Origin of the sequence: Halomonas ramblicola (assembly GCF_030409215.1) — a bacterium.
Taxonomy (GTDB): domain Bacteria; phylum Pseudomonadota; class Gammaproteobacteria; order Pseudomonadales; family Halomonadaceae; genus Halomonas; species Halomonas ramblicola.
Window position 1 is genome coordinate 84,051 of sequence record NZ_JAUFPL010000032.1, and the last position, 14,568, is coordinate 98,618.

Consider the following 14,568-nt stretch of genomic DNA (forward strand, 5'->3'; position numbering starts at 1 on the left):
CCGCTCTGCTGGGCCTTGACGCAGACATCGCCGGCGATGGCCGCGGCATAGCCGTCCCAGGAGGAGGGTCCGCCGATCTCGCCGGCGGCCGCCCCGTCGATGAACGACTGGAGCTCCACGTCGAACGCCTCACTGAAACGTTTCTTCCAATCCTGGAGGATCTCGTTGGAGAGTTGCCCCGCCTGACGGAACTGCAGGCTCTGGGGCTCGGGCAGGCGGGCGATGCCCTCCTCGCCGACCACATCGCACTGGATGTCGTAGCCGTACCGGCAGTTGACGAATACCTCGACGTCGATACGCACGCCCTTGACGGTCTCCAGCAGCACGATCTGAGGATCCTCGACCTTGCTGTGAGCGTGACGCGTCTTGCGCGGGAAGAGCACCTGGGCGCTCTTGTAGTCGTCGTCCAGCAGCCAGCGGAAGGTATCCAGCTCGTGGATCAGGGTGTCGTGGATGGCCATGGGGGTGACGTAGCGTTCCGGCACCTCCGGGTTGCGGTGGGCGGCATGGATGATCAGCGGTTCGCCCAGCCGGTCGCCCTCGATGGCCTCCTTCATCATCCGGTAGCCGCGATCAAAGCGACGCATGAAACCGACCTGAACCAGGCGCTTGCCGGCCTCGATCTCGGCATCGATGATATTGCGGCAGCCCTCGGCAGTGGTCGCCAAGGGCTTCTCGCAGAACACGGCCTTGCCGGCGGCGATGGCCGCCAGCACATACTCCTCGTGGGTGGGCCCCCAGGAGGTGACCAGCACGGCATCCACGTCATCAGCCTGGATCAGCGACTGGCCGTCATCGAAGACGCGGGCCTCGAGTCCCAGGCGATCGACCACGGCTCGGGCCTGGTCCAGGTTGACGTCGGTGACGGCGACGATCTCGCCGCCGGTGAGTTGCTGGGTGATGCGACGGGCGTGCTCTTCGCCGATCATCCCCGTACCGATGACTCCGATTCTGACTGTCATGATGTTCTCCCCTGATTATTTCCAGTACTTGTCGACGTAATGCTGGATCTCGTTGCGCATGAAACGCGAGGACTCCTCGGCTTTCTCCTCCCAGGCGAACACGCAGGCGGTCATGATGCCGTCGAAGCCCACGTCGGCCAGGGTCTTGAAGAAGAGATCCCAGTCGACCTCGCCCTCGCCGATGTTGAGGTGCTGGTGAACCCGGGCGGTGGAACCCGGCGGGTTGATGATGTAGCGCAGCCCGGAGGACGCCTTGTGATTGAAGGTGTCCGCCACGTGGACGTGGGCCAGCACCGGGGCACAGTCACGGATCATCTGCTCCATGTCGTCGCCGAAATGGAAGGTGTGCGGCGCGCAGTAGAGGAACTTGACGTTGTCGGAGTTGACGGTGCGGATCATGTCCACCGCCGGGTGCAGGGTCTCGACGAAGTCATCCGGATGCGGCTCGATATTGAGCTGGATCCCCTCACGCTCGAAGATCGGCACCAGTTCCTCCATGGAGCGCCACCAGGAGGCCTCGCTGGACTCGGTGGTCGCCCCGCCCTGGCAGCAGCTGGAGCAGCTGCCCCGCTCGGGGTGCGGGCCACGCCCCATCTCGGAGTTCATGGTGTCGACGCCCAGTTCCACGGCGATCTCGATGGCCTTCTTCCAGTACTTCACCGCGGCCTGGCGCTCGTCCTCGTGGGGACTCGCCCAGCGATACATGGGCAGCAGGGAAGAGAGCTGGACGCCGTGGTCGCGGAGCGACCTCTTGAAGGACTGCAGGCGCTGCGGATAGACCCGCGGATGCACGAACCAGTCGAGGAAGTCGGCGCGCGGGGAGAGCTCGATGTACTCGTAGCCCAGGTCGGCGGCGAGCCGGGGCAGGTCATCGAGGGGCACGTGACGGTGCATGAAGGGGTCGAGGGCGATCTTCATGATCAGGAGCCTCCGGTTGGTTGATGAATCAGCGCGCGAGACCGATCCGGACGAAGTCCATGCTCTCGCGCAGGGCGGCGACCGGATCCGCCAGGGCGTGGACCGGCTCGGCGAAGGGTTCGAAGGAGACATAGCCGTCGTAGCCGTCGGCCAGCAGACGGCGCAGTTGCCCGACGTTATCGAGGCGATCGCGCTCACCCACCAGGAAACGATGGGCATCCAGCATCTCCTCGAAGCCGATATCCGGATCCTCGAGACCCGAGATATGCACCAGGCCTGTCATGTCGGCAAAGAAGGCAGACTCGCCAGCGCCCTGATGGTGGAAGGTGTCGTGGACCAGGCCGAAGCGTGATTCCAGGCCCAGTGACCGAATCGCTTCGACGGCCTCGGCCTTGGTGCGCAGCGAGGAGATCGGGAAGCCCAGGGGCTCGACGAAGCCCTGCAGGCCATAACGTCCCAGGATGGCATCCAGCTCGGTCAGCGCCTGCTCGAGGCCGGTACGCCTTGTTTCGGCACTAGCGGAATGGTCGGCATCCACCAGCGGACAGAGCACCAGGCCGCGCCCGCCGGCGGCATCGACCAGACGGGCCAGCTCCTGTGCCTTGGCCGCGCGCTCCTCGTTCCAGATGTTGAAGGGATAGAGGGCATTGATGCTGAGCACCTCGATGCCCAGTTCCTTGGCACGGTGGCCGGCGGCGCTTGCCGCCTCGAGGTCGAGGATGCTGTTCTCGCCCACGTCGTTGCGCAGCTCCACGGCACCGACACCCATCTCGGCGGCGGTCTCGATCAGCTGCGCCGGGGTCCAACGCGGGCAGACCATATGATTGAGGGAAAACTTCGGGGCTTGCTGTGCCATGGCGGCCTCCAGTCATCATTGTGTCGTCATCGTGCCCACCGACGGGCCACGTCATCCGTGCGGCATAACGCTACCTTCATCGAGGTTGAGAGGAAGGCTAGAATACATATTCCAACCAATCAACAAACAGAATATTCCATCCCCACCCGGACCACTCCACCACCTCCCCGACTTTTATCTTAAAATCAACAGGATGCGATCTATTTCCGCCATGGACTGCGACACACCTCTTCGACCAAAGCAGCACCCTTGTCCGCCTCTTAACCCACCCTTTCCACCCTTACCTTGTTCTAACCAACATTCTAGACTAACGTTCAAATGGAATTTTTATTCCCTTTCGGCTAGCCTTGGGGGTAACGGATGACACCTATCCTCGAGCACTCATCAGCGAGGCGAAGACCATGAGCCAGACCCCCCAGGATTTCACAGCACTGGAGGCACGCATCACGGCGGACTATCCGTCGCTGAGTCGGCGCCTCCAACAGACGGCCCGCTTCCTGCTTGACCATCCCCAGGAAGTGGCCTTCGCTACCGTCGCCAAGCTCGCCGAGCAGGCCGGCGTCACGCCCTCGACGCTGATCCGCTTCGCCAACAGCTTCGGCTTCTCCGGCTTCTCGGAGATGCAGCAGCTGTTTCGTGCGCGACTGGTCGACGAGTTGCCCAACTACAACGAGCGCATCCACGCAGTGCGCACCGCCACCGGCGAGACACCCGACAGCACCCAGTTGCTGTGGGAATTCGCCGAGGCCAACCGAGAGGTACTGGACCAGCTTCCCAGCCGCATCGACCCGCGTCATCTTGAACGCGTCCTGGATATCTTCGAAGACGCCCGGGCGATCCATGTGATGGGGGCACGCCGCAGCTTCGTGGTGGCCAGCTACATGACCTATGCGCTGCACCACATCGACAAGCGCGCCTTCCTGGTCAACGGCCTGGGCGGGATGTATGGCGAGCAGGTCAAGGCCATTGGTTCCGGGGATGCCCTGCTGGTGGTGAGCTTCTCGCCCTACGCCCAGGAATCCCGGGACGTGGCGGACGAGGCCCGCCGGCGCGGTATCCCGCTGGTGGTGATCACCGATTCCAGTCTCAGCCCGCTGGCACGCCTGGCCGACGTCACGCTGGTGGTGCACGAGGCGGAGGTCAAGAGCTTCCGCGGCCTGACCGCGTCGCTCTGCCTGACCCAGACCCTGGCCATCGCCCTGGGCGTACGCCAGGACAAGGCGAAGGATCGCAAGACCGAAGACGACGGTGGCGCCGAACGCGCCTGATTCTGGCCCGACCCTTGAAATCCAACCATTGCAACGACAGGAGCGATCCATGAGTTCACTACTGGTACGCCCCCACCAGCCCGACGCGCAGGGCACCGTCCTCGACGTCACCCCCGAGTCCGCCGGGTGGGAGCACGTCGGCTTCCGCGTCCACAAGCTGGCCAAAGGGCAACGCATCGAGGCCAACACCGGCGGCCGCGAGCACTGCCTGGTGCTGGTCTCTGGCCGCGCCACCGTCAGCTGCGGCGAGCACCGCTGGGAGGACATCGGCGAGCGCATGGACGTCTTCGAGAAAGTGCCGCCCTACGCCGTCTACCTGCCCGACGGGGTGAGCTACGCCGTGGAGGCCACCACCGACCTGGAACTCGCGGTGTGTAGCGCCCCGGGCTTCGGCAACCACGAGCCGCGCCTGATCGGTCCCGACCGGGTCAAGCGCAGTACCCGCGGCAGCGGCACCAACACCCGCCATATCCAGGACATCCTGCCCGAGACCGAGCCGGCCGACAGCCTGCTGGTGGTGGAGGTGTTCACGCCGCCGGGCAACTGGTCCAGCTACCCGCCCCACAAGCACGACGTGGATGACCTACCCAACGAGTCCATCCTCGAAGAGACCTACTACCACCGCCTGAACCCCTCCCAGGGTTTCGCCTTCCAGCGGGTCTACACCGACGACCGCTCCCTGGACGAGTCCATGGCGGTGGACAACGGCGGCTGCGTGCTGGTGCCGCGCGGCTACCACCCGGCGGGGGCTCCCCACGGCTACGAGCTCTACTACCTCAACGTGATGGCCGGCCCCAAGCGGGTCTGGAAGTTCACCAACGACCCGGACCACGAATGGATCGTCAAGCAGTGAGCGGCTGATACCCGCCCCGTCGGACTCTCTGTCCCGACGTCTCTTCGCCCCGCCACCGGCGGGGCTTTTTTCGTTTCGACGAAACGGCAGGGTGGGCATCGTCCACCCAGCAAAGGGAATACACGTTCTATATATACCAAAGTATAGAACGTTCTTTTTGCATTTTCTCCCAATGGAATCTAAATTCCATGCATGGGTCGCTACAGATCCTGTGTTCCACCAGTCACGCTGGCAACAACCACAACGACCGACTCCCAGGAGATTGTTCATGAAACGCCTACTGCTCGGTGCCGCCGTCTTCGCCACCTGCTCCAGCTCCGCCATGGCCGCCACCATCGGCGTCTCCGTGGCTTACTTCGACGACAACTTCCTTACCTCCATGCGCAACGCCATGCAGGCCGAGGCCGACGAAAATGGCCACGACATCCAGTTCCTGGACGCCCAAGGCGATATCGGGCGCCAGCTGAGCCAGACCCAGTCCTTGGCGGCACAGGGCGTCGACGCCATCATCATCAACCCCGTCGATACCGCCGCCACCGGCAGCATGACCGACGTCGCCGTGGAAAACGACATCCCGCTGGTCTATGTGAACCGCCAGCCGGAAGGCAGCGACCTCGATAACGATCATGTGGTCTTCGTCGGCTCCGACCAGAAACTGTCGGGCACCCTGCAGATGAAGGCGCTGGCCGAAATGCTCGGCGGTGAGGGCAATGTCGCCATCATGCTCGGCGAGCTCTCTTCAGGCGCCACGCACCAGCGCACCGAGGGCGTAAAGGAAGTCGCCGCCGAGTATCCCGATATTCAGATCGTTGCGGAGCAGCCGGCCGACTACCTGCGCACCGAGGCCATGGACCTGATGAACAACTGGATCGTGGGTGGTCAGGAGATCGATGCCATCGCCGCCAACAACGACGAGATGGCGCTGGGCACGCTGATCGCCATGAAGCAGTCCGGTATCTCGCCCGACGACATCCTGGTGGGCGGCATCGACGCGACCCGCGACGCCCTGGACTCCATGCAGCGCGGCGAACTGGCCGTCAGCGTCTTCCAGGACCCGGTCGGCCAGGGCGGCGGCGCCGTCGAGTCGGCCATCGGCCTGATCAACGGCGAGGAAGTCGAGAACATCAAGATGGTCCCCTTCCAGCTGGTGACCCCCGACAACCTCGAAGACTTCCTCGCCGACTAAAGGGCTGTCGGCCCGCCCTGAGGCGGGCCGTCAATCGCTCTCAGGAGTACCGCCATGGCTACGATGACCGCCGAAGACCTGACCCCCGACATCGCCGACTACCTGCTCGAGGTCGTGAACGCCCGCAAGACCTTCCCCGGCGTGGTGGCACTGGACAACGTCCAGCTCAAGGTCCGCCCAGGCACCGTGCATGCCCTGATGGGCGAGAACGGCGCCGGCAAGTCCACCCTGATGAAGATCATCGCTGGCATCTATATCCCCGATCAGGGAGAGGTCCGCCTACACGGCGAGACCTTGACCCTGAACGGCCCCCTGGACGCCCTCGAGGCCGGCATCGCCATGATCCATCAGGAACTCAACCTGATGCCCTTCATGACCATCGCCGAGAACATCTGGATCCGTCGCGAACCGCTCAACACCATCGGCCTGGTCGATCACCAACGGATGAACCAGATGACCGAGGCACTGTTCGAGCGCCTGGGCATCGACATGGATCCCGAGACCGAGGTACGCCATCTCACCGTGGCCGGGCGCCAGATGATCGAGATCGCCAAGGCGGTCTCCTTTGACTCCGACGTGCTGATCATGGATGAGCCCACCTCGGCGCTGACCGACCGCGAGGTGGAACACCTGTTCCGCATCATCAATGACCTGCGTGCCCAGGGTAAGGGCATCATCTACATCACCCACAAGATGGACGAGGTCTTCGAGATCGCCGACGACATCTCGGTGTTCCGTGACGGCCAGTTCATCAGCGCCGCCCCCGCCAAGGAGTTGAACTCGGACAAGATCATCCAGTTGATGGTGGGGCGCGAAGTCACCCAGATGTTTCCCAAGGAGGAGGTTCCCATCGGGGACGTGGTGCTCTCGGTCAAGGACCTCGCCCTGGAAAACGTCTTCGAGAATGTCAGCTTCGACGTACGCGCCGGCGAGATCCTCGGCATCGCCGGGCTGGTAGGATCCGGCCGCACCAACGTGGCCGAGACCCTGTTCGGCGTGACGCCGGCCACCAGCGGCAGCATCGCCATCGACGGCCAGGAGACGGAGATCTCCTCGCCTCACCAGGCCATGCTGCGCGGCCTCGCCCTACTGACCGAGGATCGCAAGGAGACCGGCCTGTTCCTGGGCCTCTCGGTGCTCGAGAACATGGAGATCGCCGTGCTGCGTGACGGCTATACCAAGAGTGCCTTCGTCGAGCAGCGACGTCTCGACCACGAGTGCGACGGCATGAAGGAACTACTGGCAGTCAAGACGCCCAGTCTCGATGAGCGTATCGGCAACCTCTCCGGCGGCAACCAGCAGAAGGTACTGATCGGCCGCTGGCTGATGACCAACCCCCGCATCCTGATCCTCGACGAGCCGACCCGAGGCATCGACGTCGGCGCCAAGGCCGAGATCCACAAGCTCATTTCCAAGCTCGCCGCCAAGGGCGTGGCGGTGATCATGATCTCCTCGGAACTCCCCGAGGTGCTGGGCATGAGCGACCGCATCATGGTGATGCATGAGGGCAAGGTCACCGGCTTCCTCGATCGAGGCGACGCTAACCAGGTCAGCATCATGGAACTCGCTTCCTCGCCGGTGGAACCGCCAGTCGCCGAGGACTGATTCCCGCAATCGACAACAACACAGGTGAACCAACATGGCTACCAACGCTACCGAGACGCCGGATACCGGCCAGCACCTTGAAGTGATTCGCAAGCGCAAGCGCAAGGTGCCGACGGAGGTGAGCATCTTCCTCGTCCTCGTCGGCATCGCCCTGCTGTTCGAGGCCCTCGGCTGGATCGTGCGCGGCGACTCCTTCCTGATGAATCCCAGCCGCCTGCTGATCATGATCCTGCAGATGTCGATCATCGGCATCATCGCCATCGGCGTGACACAGATCATCATTACCGGCGGCATCGACCTCTCCTCTGGCTCCGTACTCGCCCTGACGGCCATGGTCACCGCCAGCCTGGCACAACAGTCCGACTACGTGCGGGCCGTCTATCCGGCACTGACCGATATGCCCTGGATCATTCCGCTAATTGCCGGGGTGCTGGTGGGGGCCCTGTGCGGTCTGATCAACGGTGCATTGATCTCCTTCGCGGTGATCCCGCCCTTCATTGCCACCCTGGGCATGATGGTCAGCGCACGCGGCGTGGCGCGCGCCTACACCGACGGTCAGCCTGTCAGCATGCTCACCGACCAGTTCACCTGGATCGGCTCCGGCGCCAACCCGGTGATCATCTTCCTGGCCGTCGCGGTGATCTTCCATATCGCCCTGAAGTACACCCGTTACGGCAAGTACACCTACGCCATCGGTGCCAACCCCCAGGCGGCACGCGTCTCCGGTATCAACGTGCGTCGTCATCTGGTGCTGGTCTACACCATCGGCGGCCTGCTGGCCGGCCTGGCGGGCGTCGTGGCCTCGGCCCGTGCCGGCACCGGCCAGGCGGGCATGGGCCTGATGTACGAGCTCGACGCCATCGCCGCGGCGGTCATCGGCGGCACCAGCCTGGCCGGCGGCGTGGGCCGCGTCACCGGCACCGTGATCGGCGCGCTGATCCTCGGCGTGATGCTCAGCGGCTTCACCTTCCTGGGCGTCGATGCCTACTACCAGGACATCGTCAAGGGCGCCATCATCGTCGCCGCCGTGGTGGTAGACCAGTATCGCCAACGCCGCCGCAACAAGACCGCCTGATAGGTCTCAACCTCTAGCCTGCCAGCACCGCCACGCCCCCTGGGCGTGGTGGTGTCGTATTATCCCAGCGCCTTGACCACCAGTTGCACGCCGACGATGGCCATGGCGAGGATCACCAGGCGATAGAAGAGCGCCTCGCTGACCTTGTGCTGCAGCCACAGGCCACTCTTCACCCCGGCCCAGGCCACCGGCACCAGCGCCAGCGAGCCCCAGGCGCTGGTGATATTGATCTCGCCGAGCCACAGGTAGGGCGGCAGCTTGATCAGGTTCACCGCGGCGAAGGCCAGCGCGCTGGTGGCGATGAAGGTCTCCTTGGCGAGGTGCCGGGGGATCAGGTAGAGGTTGAGCGGCGGGGCCCCGGCGTGGGCCAGGAAGCTGGTGAAGCCGCAGCCGGTCGCCGCGGGCAGCGCCCAGCGGTGGGAGATGGGTCGCCCGGCGGCCGGCTTCACCAGCATGTAGGCGGCGAACAGCAGCGAGAGCACGCCCAGCAACAGGCGCACCCCGTCCTCGTCGAGGCTGCCGGCCAACAGGGTGCCGACCGCCACCCCCAGCGCCAGACCGGGCAGCAGGCGACGCAGTTCGGCGCTGTCGTGGCGGCCCCACCAGGCCTTGACAGTGAAGGCGTCCATCACCAGCAGCAGCGGCAAGAGCAGACCGGCGGCCTCGATGGGGCCGATCGCCAGCGCCATCAGCGGCACCGACAGCCCGCCGAAACCGCCGGCGAAGCCGCCCTTGGAGACGCCGGTCAGGTAGGTGGAGGCGACGATCAGGCTCCAGGCGAGCCAGGAGTAGTCGGGCAACATGGCGCGTCCTTGCAGAAAGAGAGGGTGGCGGCGGTTCGGCACGGGCAGGCCCGCACACGCACACGCCGGGACGGTCTCCCGTCCCGGCGTGTGATCTCAGGCCACCCTGGCCTGGGGGTCAAGTTAAGCGGCTGGTGGCGTGCATGGCCAGGGCGGTGTCGAGCATGCGGTTGGAGAAGCCCCACTCGTTATCGTACCAGGCCATGATCTTGACCAGCCGACCGTTCACGCGGGTGATAGACGTCGGAGAGGAACGCTCAGCGTTTCTTGGCTTGGATCACGCGTTCGAAGGCCGCCAGTGTCTCGTCGCTGACGTGATGTTCAATGCCTTCGGCATCGCGTTGTGCGGTCTTCTCGCTGATGCCGATGGCACACAGGAAGTTCACCACGGTTTCGTGGCGGCGTTTCGAGCGCGCCGCCAGTTCCTGTCCCTTCTCCGTCAGGAAGACCGACCGGTAAGGCTGGCTGGTAACGAGCCCCTCCCGCTGTAGTCGAGCAATGGTCTTTACTGCCGTGGCATGAGCCACCCCCAGCCGTTGCGCAATGTCGACCGCGCGCGCCTCCCCCGTGGTGTTGATCAGATCGGCGATGAGCTCAACGTAATCCTCGGCCACCTCGCTCTGGTGGGCTTCCCGCACCCACTTGAAATTGACCGCTTGCTGATCCGCATCCGGCAACACGGTACCGGCGCCCACGTCCGACTTGGTCATCGCCGTTCCTACCTCGATATCGTGCATCTCACCATAACATAACCGTGCCAGGCGGATGGCGTGCCTGCACGAGCGAAGTGCCACAGAAACTCGAGATATAGCCTATGCTGTATTGTATAGCCACATACCCATGACCGAGTCTGCTATCGGCTATCCCCCTGGCAGGCTCATCCTGCACCCTCGGAGCCGGAAGATGCGATCCTGGTTCAAGTACCCCATGACACGGCGGCTACTGCTCAGGGCGGGTGCGCTGATCGGCGGATCATCGGTGATACGCCTGGTAATGGGCCAAGGGTCGATACCGACCACGCCGAATACCGCCCAGGTCGCCCCGACAGGGGCGCACGATACCCATGACGGCATGATCACCGTGGGAGAGGTGGACAATGCCCGCAACGGCTTCGATCCCCACGAGATCCTGACCGATTGGGAAAGCGGGACGGTCTCTCGCCTCTCGAACGGACAGGTTCTCCGCGAATTCGACATCACCGCCAGGGACAAGGAGATCGAGATCGCCCCGGGCATGTTCTTTCCCGCCTGGACCTACAACGGCCGCGTCCCGGGCCCGACCCTGCGAGCCACCGAGGGGGATCGTATCCGCATACGCTTTGTCAACGGCGGCAGTCACACGCACTCCATGCATTTCCACGGGATCCACCCGGCACGCATGGATGGCGTGCCAGGGGCCGGGGACGTGCCTCCGGGCGGCGTGTTCGTCTACGAGTTCGATGCCTTCCCGTTCGGCTGCCATCTCTACCACTGCCATTCGATCCCACTCAAGCGACACATCCACAAGGGATTGTACGGTGCCTTCATCGTCGACCCGGACCCGGACCGTCACCCGGAGCAGGCCGAGGCCGCGCGTTCGCGCCTGCTTGGCTCGTCGGAGAATGCGCGCTGGCAGGAGTTCGTGCTGGTGATGAACGGCTTCGACACGAACTTCGATGAGGAGAATGAGATTTACGCGGTCAACTCGATCGCTCACGCCTATTTCAAGCGGCCCATCCCGGTAAACCGGGATCGTCCACTGCGGCTCTACCTGATCAACGTCACGGAGTTCGACCCGGTCAACTCGCTACACCTGCATGCGAATTTCTTCGACTACTACGACCACGGCACCACGCTCACCCCGACGCTACGGACGGTCGACACCGTCATGCAGTGCCAGGCCCAGCGCGGGATCCTGGAAGTTTCCTTCTCCGATCACGAGCCCGGGTTTTACATGTTCCACGCCCATCAGTCGGAATTCGCCGAGCTGGGTTGGATGAGTCTGTTCGATGTCCGGGAGGCATGATGGCCGCAGCAGGCCTCGGGAGGCTAGCCCGATGAAACGCACCGTGCTCTGGATCGTGCTACCGATTCTCTTGATCGTCGCCGTCATGGTGGCCTTCCTGGCCAGCGATCCCTTGCGTTCCTTGACCGGCGCCGTCCCCCCCATCGAGGAACTCACGGTCGAGCGCACCCTGCTCGACGAGAACGGTATCGCGCTTCGGGTGCGTGCCGGCGGATCGGAACCGATGAAGATTGCCCAGGTACAGGTCGACGGCGCCTATTGGGCTTTCATGCAAACTCCGCCGGGGGCGCTGGAACGCATGGAAACGGCCTGGATACGGATCCCCTATCCATGGGTGGAGGGCGAGACCCATCACTTGACCCTGTTGACCCCAAGCGGCATCACCTTCGATCACACCATCGAGGTTGCCGTTGCCACGCCCACCCCCGACGCCGGCACGCTGCGCACCTTCGGCATGGTCGGATTATTCGTCGGCGTTGTGCCGGTGACACTTGGCATGTTGTTCTATCCGGCCCTGCGCGCGGGGGGGACGCGGGCTTTCCAGTTCGCTCTCGCCCTGACGACCGGCCTCCTGGCCTACCTGCTGGTCGACACCCTTGACGAGGCCTTGGCATTGGCAGGGGAAGCCGCGCCCGGCTTCCAGGGGGAAATCTCGGTATGGCTTGTCACCGCCTTGACATTCGCGGTGCTGATGGGAGTGGGGCGGCGTCAAGGAAAGACGCTTGCTGGGGTGAGTCTCGCGACCGCGATCGCCCTCGGGATCGGCCTGCATAACCTGGGCGAAGGCCTGGCGATCGGCTCTGCGTTCGCCACCGGCTCGGTGGCACTCGGCTCGTTTCTGGTCCTCGGCTTCACCCTGCATAACCTGACGGAAGGTATCGGCATCGTGGCCCCCATGCTCAAGCGGCGGCCACCGCTGTGGGTGTTCGCCGCCCTGGCGGCCCTTGCCGGGCTGCCCGCCGTGGTCGGGATATGGGTCGGCAGCTATGCGTTCTCGCCCTACTGGGCCGCCATGGCATTCGCCGTGGGGACGGGGGCTATCCTCCAGGTCATCATCGAGGTCGGCACGCTGTTGGTCCGCAGCGCACGCGGCGCGGGACGGCCATGGTTCTCGGGAGTCGCGCTGTCCGGTGTCGGCGCGGGGGCCATGGCAATGTACGCCACGGCTCTGTTGGTTCAGGTCTGACCAGGGCCCTGGGGCAGGCCCGCACACGCAAACGCCGGGACGGTCTCCCGTCCCGGCGTGTGATCTCAGGCCACCCTGGCCTGGGGGTCAAGCTCAGCGGCTGGTGGCGTGCATGGCCAGGGCGGTGTCCAGCATGCGGTTGGAGAAACCCCACTCGTTGTCGTACCAGGCCATGATCTTGACCAGGCGACCGTTCACGCGGGTGTGGTTGGCGTCGAAGGTCGAGGAGTGGGCGTCGTGGTTGAAGTCGATGGAGACCAGCGGCTGGGCGTTGACCGCCAGCACCGGGGAGGCCTCCGCCGCCTTGGCGACGATCTCGTTGATCTCCTCCTTGGTGGTCTCGCGACCGGCGGTGAACACCAGGTCCACCAGGGAGACGTTGATCACCGGCACGCGCACGGCCAGGCCGTCGAACTTGCCGTCGAGCTCCGGCAGCACCAGGCCCACCGCGGCGGCGGCGCCGGTCTTGGTGGGGATCATGGAGTGGGTCGCGCTGCGCGCCCGGTAGGGATCCTTGTGATAGACGTCGGAGAGGTTCTGGTCGTTGGTGTAGGCGTGCACCGTGGTCATCAGGCCGTTCTCGATGCCCACGCTGTCGTTGAGCGCCTTGGCCACCGGCGCCAGGCAGTTGGTGGTGCAAGAGGCGTTGGAGACCACGCGATGGTCGACGGTCAGCACGTCCTCGTTGACCCCGTAGACCACGGTGGCGTCGGCGTCGGGGCTGGGCGCGGAGATCAGCACCCGGCCGGCGCCGGCCTCGATGTGCTTGGCCGCGGCCTCGCGCTTGGTGAACAGGCCGGTGCACTCCATCACCAGGTCGACGCCCAGCGACTTCCACGGCAGGGCGGCCGGGTCACGCTCGGAGAGGATGGCGATGCGCTGGCCATCCACGGTCATGCTCTCCTCGTCATGCTCCACCTTGAAGGGGAAGTGGCCATGCACGGTGTCGTGACGCAGCAGGTGGGCGTTGAGGGACGGATCGCCCAGGTCGTTGATGGCCACGACCTGCACGCGGTCACGGTAGCCGTTCTCGTACAGGACACGCAGCACGTTGCGACCGATGCGTCCGAACCCGTTGATGGCTATCTTGAGCGTCATGTCCTCTCTCCTCCAGTGGCATCTTGTAGGGGTGTCTCGGTAGAGCCCGCTGGCAGAGATCCGGCGCGTCTCGTGGGAACCGGCTTGGTGGCCCGCGGCTCATGGTATGGGACCACAATGTGACGCAAACCGATCACGGACTCAAGGATTTTTTAGTAACTTTACAACATAACGCCCCGACATCTTGTCACGAGCCGGGCATCAATACGCGCTGAAACCCTAGGAGAATATAAGGCTGCAAAGGTTTTCGGCGAGGTTCGGTCCGGCAAGTGTCCGGCGAATGCGATGTAGTAAACTTACCTTGCAAGGGGTATTCTTGTAGTCTGACAACAACCCATTTCCCGAAGGAGGCACACCGCATGTCGACCCAGCCGCTCCACACCCCCATCCGCCGCACCAAGATCGTCGCCACCCTGGGCCCGGCCAGCGACCGCGAGGGCGTGCTCGAGGCCATGATCGACGCCGGCGTCGACGTGGTGCGCCTCAACTTCTCCCACGGCAGCGCGGACGACCACCGCCGCCGCCTCGCGCAGGTGCGCGAGATCGCCGAGCGCCTGGGCAGGAGCGTCGCCGCCCTCGGCGACCTCCAGGGGCCCAAGATCCGCATCGCCCGCTTCCGCGACGGCGCCGTGGAGCTCGACGAGGGGGCGCCCTTCATCCTCGATATGGCGCTCGATGGCGAGGCCGGCACGGTGGAGCGCGTGGGCTGCGACTACAAGACCCTGGCCGACGACGTCGCCCCCGGCGACCGGTT

14 protein-coding genes and 1 pseudogene are annotated in these 14,568 nt (G+C 64.5%); 8 read left to right on the plus strand and 7 right to left on the minus strand.

The features are described from left to right. The 3 genes from QWY80_RS14430 to QWY80_RS14440 form a co-directional block, all read right to left on the minus strand. Positions 1-962, minus strand: a 962-nt coding sequence (locus QWY80_RS14430) for a Gfo/Idh/MocA family protein (RefSeq protein ID WP_290232830.1), incomplete at its 3' end; no start/stop codon positions are given. A gap of 15 nt (positions 963-977) precedes the next feature. Further along, the gene (locus QWY80_RS14435; protein ID WP_290232832.1) at positions 978-1,880 is read right to left on the minus strand and encodes a sugar phosphate isomerase/epimerase family protein; all 903 of its coding nucleotides are present in this window, start codon (positions 1,878-1,880) and stop codon (positions 978-980) included. Positions 1,881-1,908: 28 nt separating this feature from the next. Further along, positions 1,909-2,736, minus strand: a complete 828-nt coding sequence (locus QWY80_RS14440) for a TIM barrel protein (RefSeq protein WP_290232834.1) — start codon at positions 2,734-2,736, stop codon at positions 1,909-1,911. A 401-nt stretch (positions 2,737-3,137) separates the two neighbouring features. Between QWY80_RS14440 and QWY80_RS14445 the strand changes: the two genes are divergently transcribed. From QWY80_RS14445 to QWY80_RS14465, 5 genes are all read left to right on the plus strand, one after another. Then, positions 3,138-4,004 carry a MurR/RpiR family transcriptional regulator gene (locus QWY80_RS14445; RefSeq protein WP_290232837.1) on the plus strand — a complete coding sequence of 289 codons (867 nt, stop codon included), beginning with the start codon at positions 3,138-3,140 and terminating at the stop codon, positions 4,002-4,004. 49 nt (positions 4,005-4,053) lie between these two features. After that, positions 4,054-4,857 (plus strand): 5-deoxy-glucuronate isomerase, encoded by an 804-nt coding sequence (gene iolB, locus QWY80_RS14450; RefSeq protein ID WP_290232840.1) that lies wholly within the window; start codon positions 4,054-4,056, stop codon positions 4,855-4,857. 268 nt (positions 4,858-5,125) lie between these two features. Further along, positions 5,126-6,043, plus strand: coding sequence for a sugar ABC transporter substrate-binding protein (locus QWY80_RS14455; protein ID WP_290232842.1), 918 nt, complete (start codon positions 5,126-5,128; stop codon positions 6,041-6,043). 54 nt (positions 6,044-6,097) lie between these two features. Further along, positions 6,098-7,648 carry a sugar ABC transporter ATP-binding protein gene (locus tag QWY80_RS14460; protein ID WP_290232846.1) on the plus strand — a complete coding sequence of 517 codons (1,551 nt, stop codon included), beginning with the start codon at positions 6,098-6,100 and terminating at the stop codon, positions 7,646-7,648. Between the two features lie 34 nt (positions 7,649-7,682). Beyond that, a complete protein-coding gene (locus QWY80_RS14465; RefSeq protein WP_290232849.1) occupies positions 7,683-8,723 on the plus strand; it encodes an ABC transporter permease in 1,041 nt (346 codons plus the stop codon). A gap of 59 nt (positions 8,724-8,782) precedes the next feature. On the opposite strand, the gene QWY80_RS14470 is transcribed toward QWY80_RS14465, so the two are convergent. The 3 genes and pseudogenes from QWY80_RS14470 to mntR all read right to left on the minus strand — a co-directional run bounded on the left by QWY80_RS14470 (position 8,783) and on the right by mntR (position 10,236). Continuing rightward, positions 8,783-9,526 carry a sulfite exporter TauE/SafE family protein gene (locus QWY80_RS14470; protein ID WP_290232851.1) on the minus strand — a complete coding sequence of 248 codons (744 nt, stop codon included), beginning with the start codon at positions 9,524-9,526 and terminating at the stop codon, positions 8,783-8,785. Between the two features lie 118 nt (positions 9,527-9,644). Then, positions 9,645-9,761, minus strand: a pseudogene (locus QWY80_RS14475) (erythrose-4-phosphate dehydrogenase); the annotation flags it as partial. A gap of 22 nt (positions 9,762-9,783) precedes the next feature. Continuing rightward, entirely contained in the window at positions 9,784-10,236 is a 453-nt protein-coding gene (mntR, locus tag QWY80_RS14480; protein WP_290232854.1) for a manganese-binding transcriptional regulator MntR, read from the minus strand. Between the two features lie 193 nt (positions 10,237-10,429). On the opposite strand from mntR, the gene QWY80_RS14485 reads away from it, so the two are divergent. Both QWY80_RS14485 and QWY80_RS14490 read left to right on the plus strand, forming a co-directional pair. Continuing rightward, positions 10,430-11,530, plus strand: a complete 1,101-nt coding sequence (locus QWY80_RS14485) for a multicopper oxidase domain-containing protein (protein ID WP_290232856.1) — start codon at positions 10,430-10,432, stop codon at positions 11,528-11,530. A gap of 31 nt (positions 11,531-11,561) precedes the next feature. Beyond that, a complete protein-coding gene (locus tag QWY80_RS14490) occupies positions 11,562-12,716 on the plus strand; it encodes a ZIP family metal transporter (RefSeq protein WP_290232859.1) in 1,155 nt (384 codons plus the stop codon). A 93-nt stretch (positions 12,717-12,809) separates the two neighbouring features. Here QWY80_RS14490 and gap read toward each other — a convergent pair whose 3' ends face one another. Then, complete coding sequence (gap, locus tag QWY80_RS14495) at positions 12,810-13,814, minus strand: type I glyceraldehyde-3-phosphate dehydrogenase (RefSeq protein WP_290232862.1); 1,005 nt, start codon at positions 13,812-13,814, stop codon at positions 12,810-12,812. A 359-nt stretch (positions 13,815-14,173) separates the two neighbouring features. On the opposite strand from gap, the gene QWY80_RS14500 reads away from it, so the two are divergent. Further along, the coding region (locus tag QWY80_RS14500; RefSeq protein WP_290232865.1) for a pyruvate kinase at positions 14,174-14,568 on the plus strand (395 nt) is incomplete at its 3' end.

Coding starts and splice junctions, on each gene's coding strand:
- QWY80_RS14435 (WP_290232832.1), bottom strand. CDS start 1,880: ATGAAGATCGCCCTCGACCCCTTCATGCACCGTCACGTGCCCCTCGAT.
- QWY80_RS14440 (WP_290232834.1), bottom strand. CDS start 2,736: ATGGCACAGCAAGCCCCGAAGTTTTCCCTCAATCATATGGTCTGCCCG.
- QWY80_RS14445 (WP_290232837.1), top strand. CDS start 3,138: ATGAGCCAGACCCCCCAGGATTTCACAGCACTGGAGGCACGCATCACG.
- iolB (WP_290232840.1), top strand. CDS start 4,054: ATGAGTTCACTACTGGTACGCCCCCACCAGCCCGACGCGCAGGGCACC.
- QWY80_RS14455 (WP_290232842.1), top strand. CDS start 5,126: ATGAAACGCCTACTGCTCGGTGCCGCCGTCTTCGCCACCTGCTCCAGC.
- QWY80_RS14460 (WP_290232846.1), top strand. CDS start 6,098: ATGGCTACGATGACCGCCGAAGACCTGACCCCCGACATCGCCGACTAC.
- QWY80_RS14465 (WP_290232849.1), top strand. CDS start 7,683: ATGGCTACCAACGCTACCGAGACGCCGGATACCGGCCAGCACCTTGAA.
- QWY80_RS14470 (WP_290232851.1), bottom strand. CDS start 9,526: ATGTTGCCCGACTACTCCTGGCTCGCCTGGAGCCTGATCGTCGCCTCC.
- mntR (WP_290232854.1), bottom strand. CDS start 10,236: ATGACCAAGTCGGACGTGGGCGCCGGTACCGTGTTGCCGGATGCGGAT.
- QWY80_RS14485 (WP_290232856.1), top strand. CDS start 10,430: ATGCGATCCTGGTTCAAGTACCCCATGACACGGCGGCTACTGCTCAGG.
- QWY80_RS14490 (WP_290232859.1), top strand. CDS start 11,562: ATGAAACGCACCGTGCTCTGGATCGTGCTACCGATTCTCTTGATCGTC.
- gap (WP_290232862.1), bottom strand. CDS start 13,814: ATGACGCTCAAGATAGCCATCAACGGGTTCGGACGCATCGGTCGCAAC.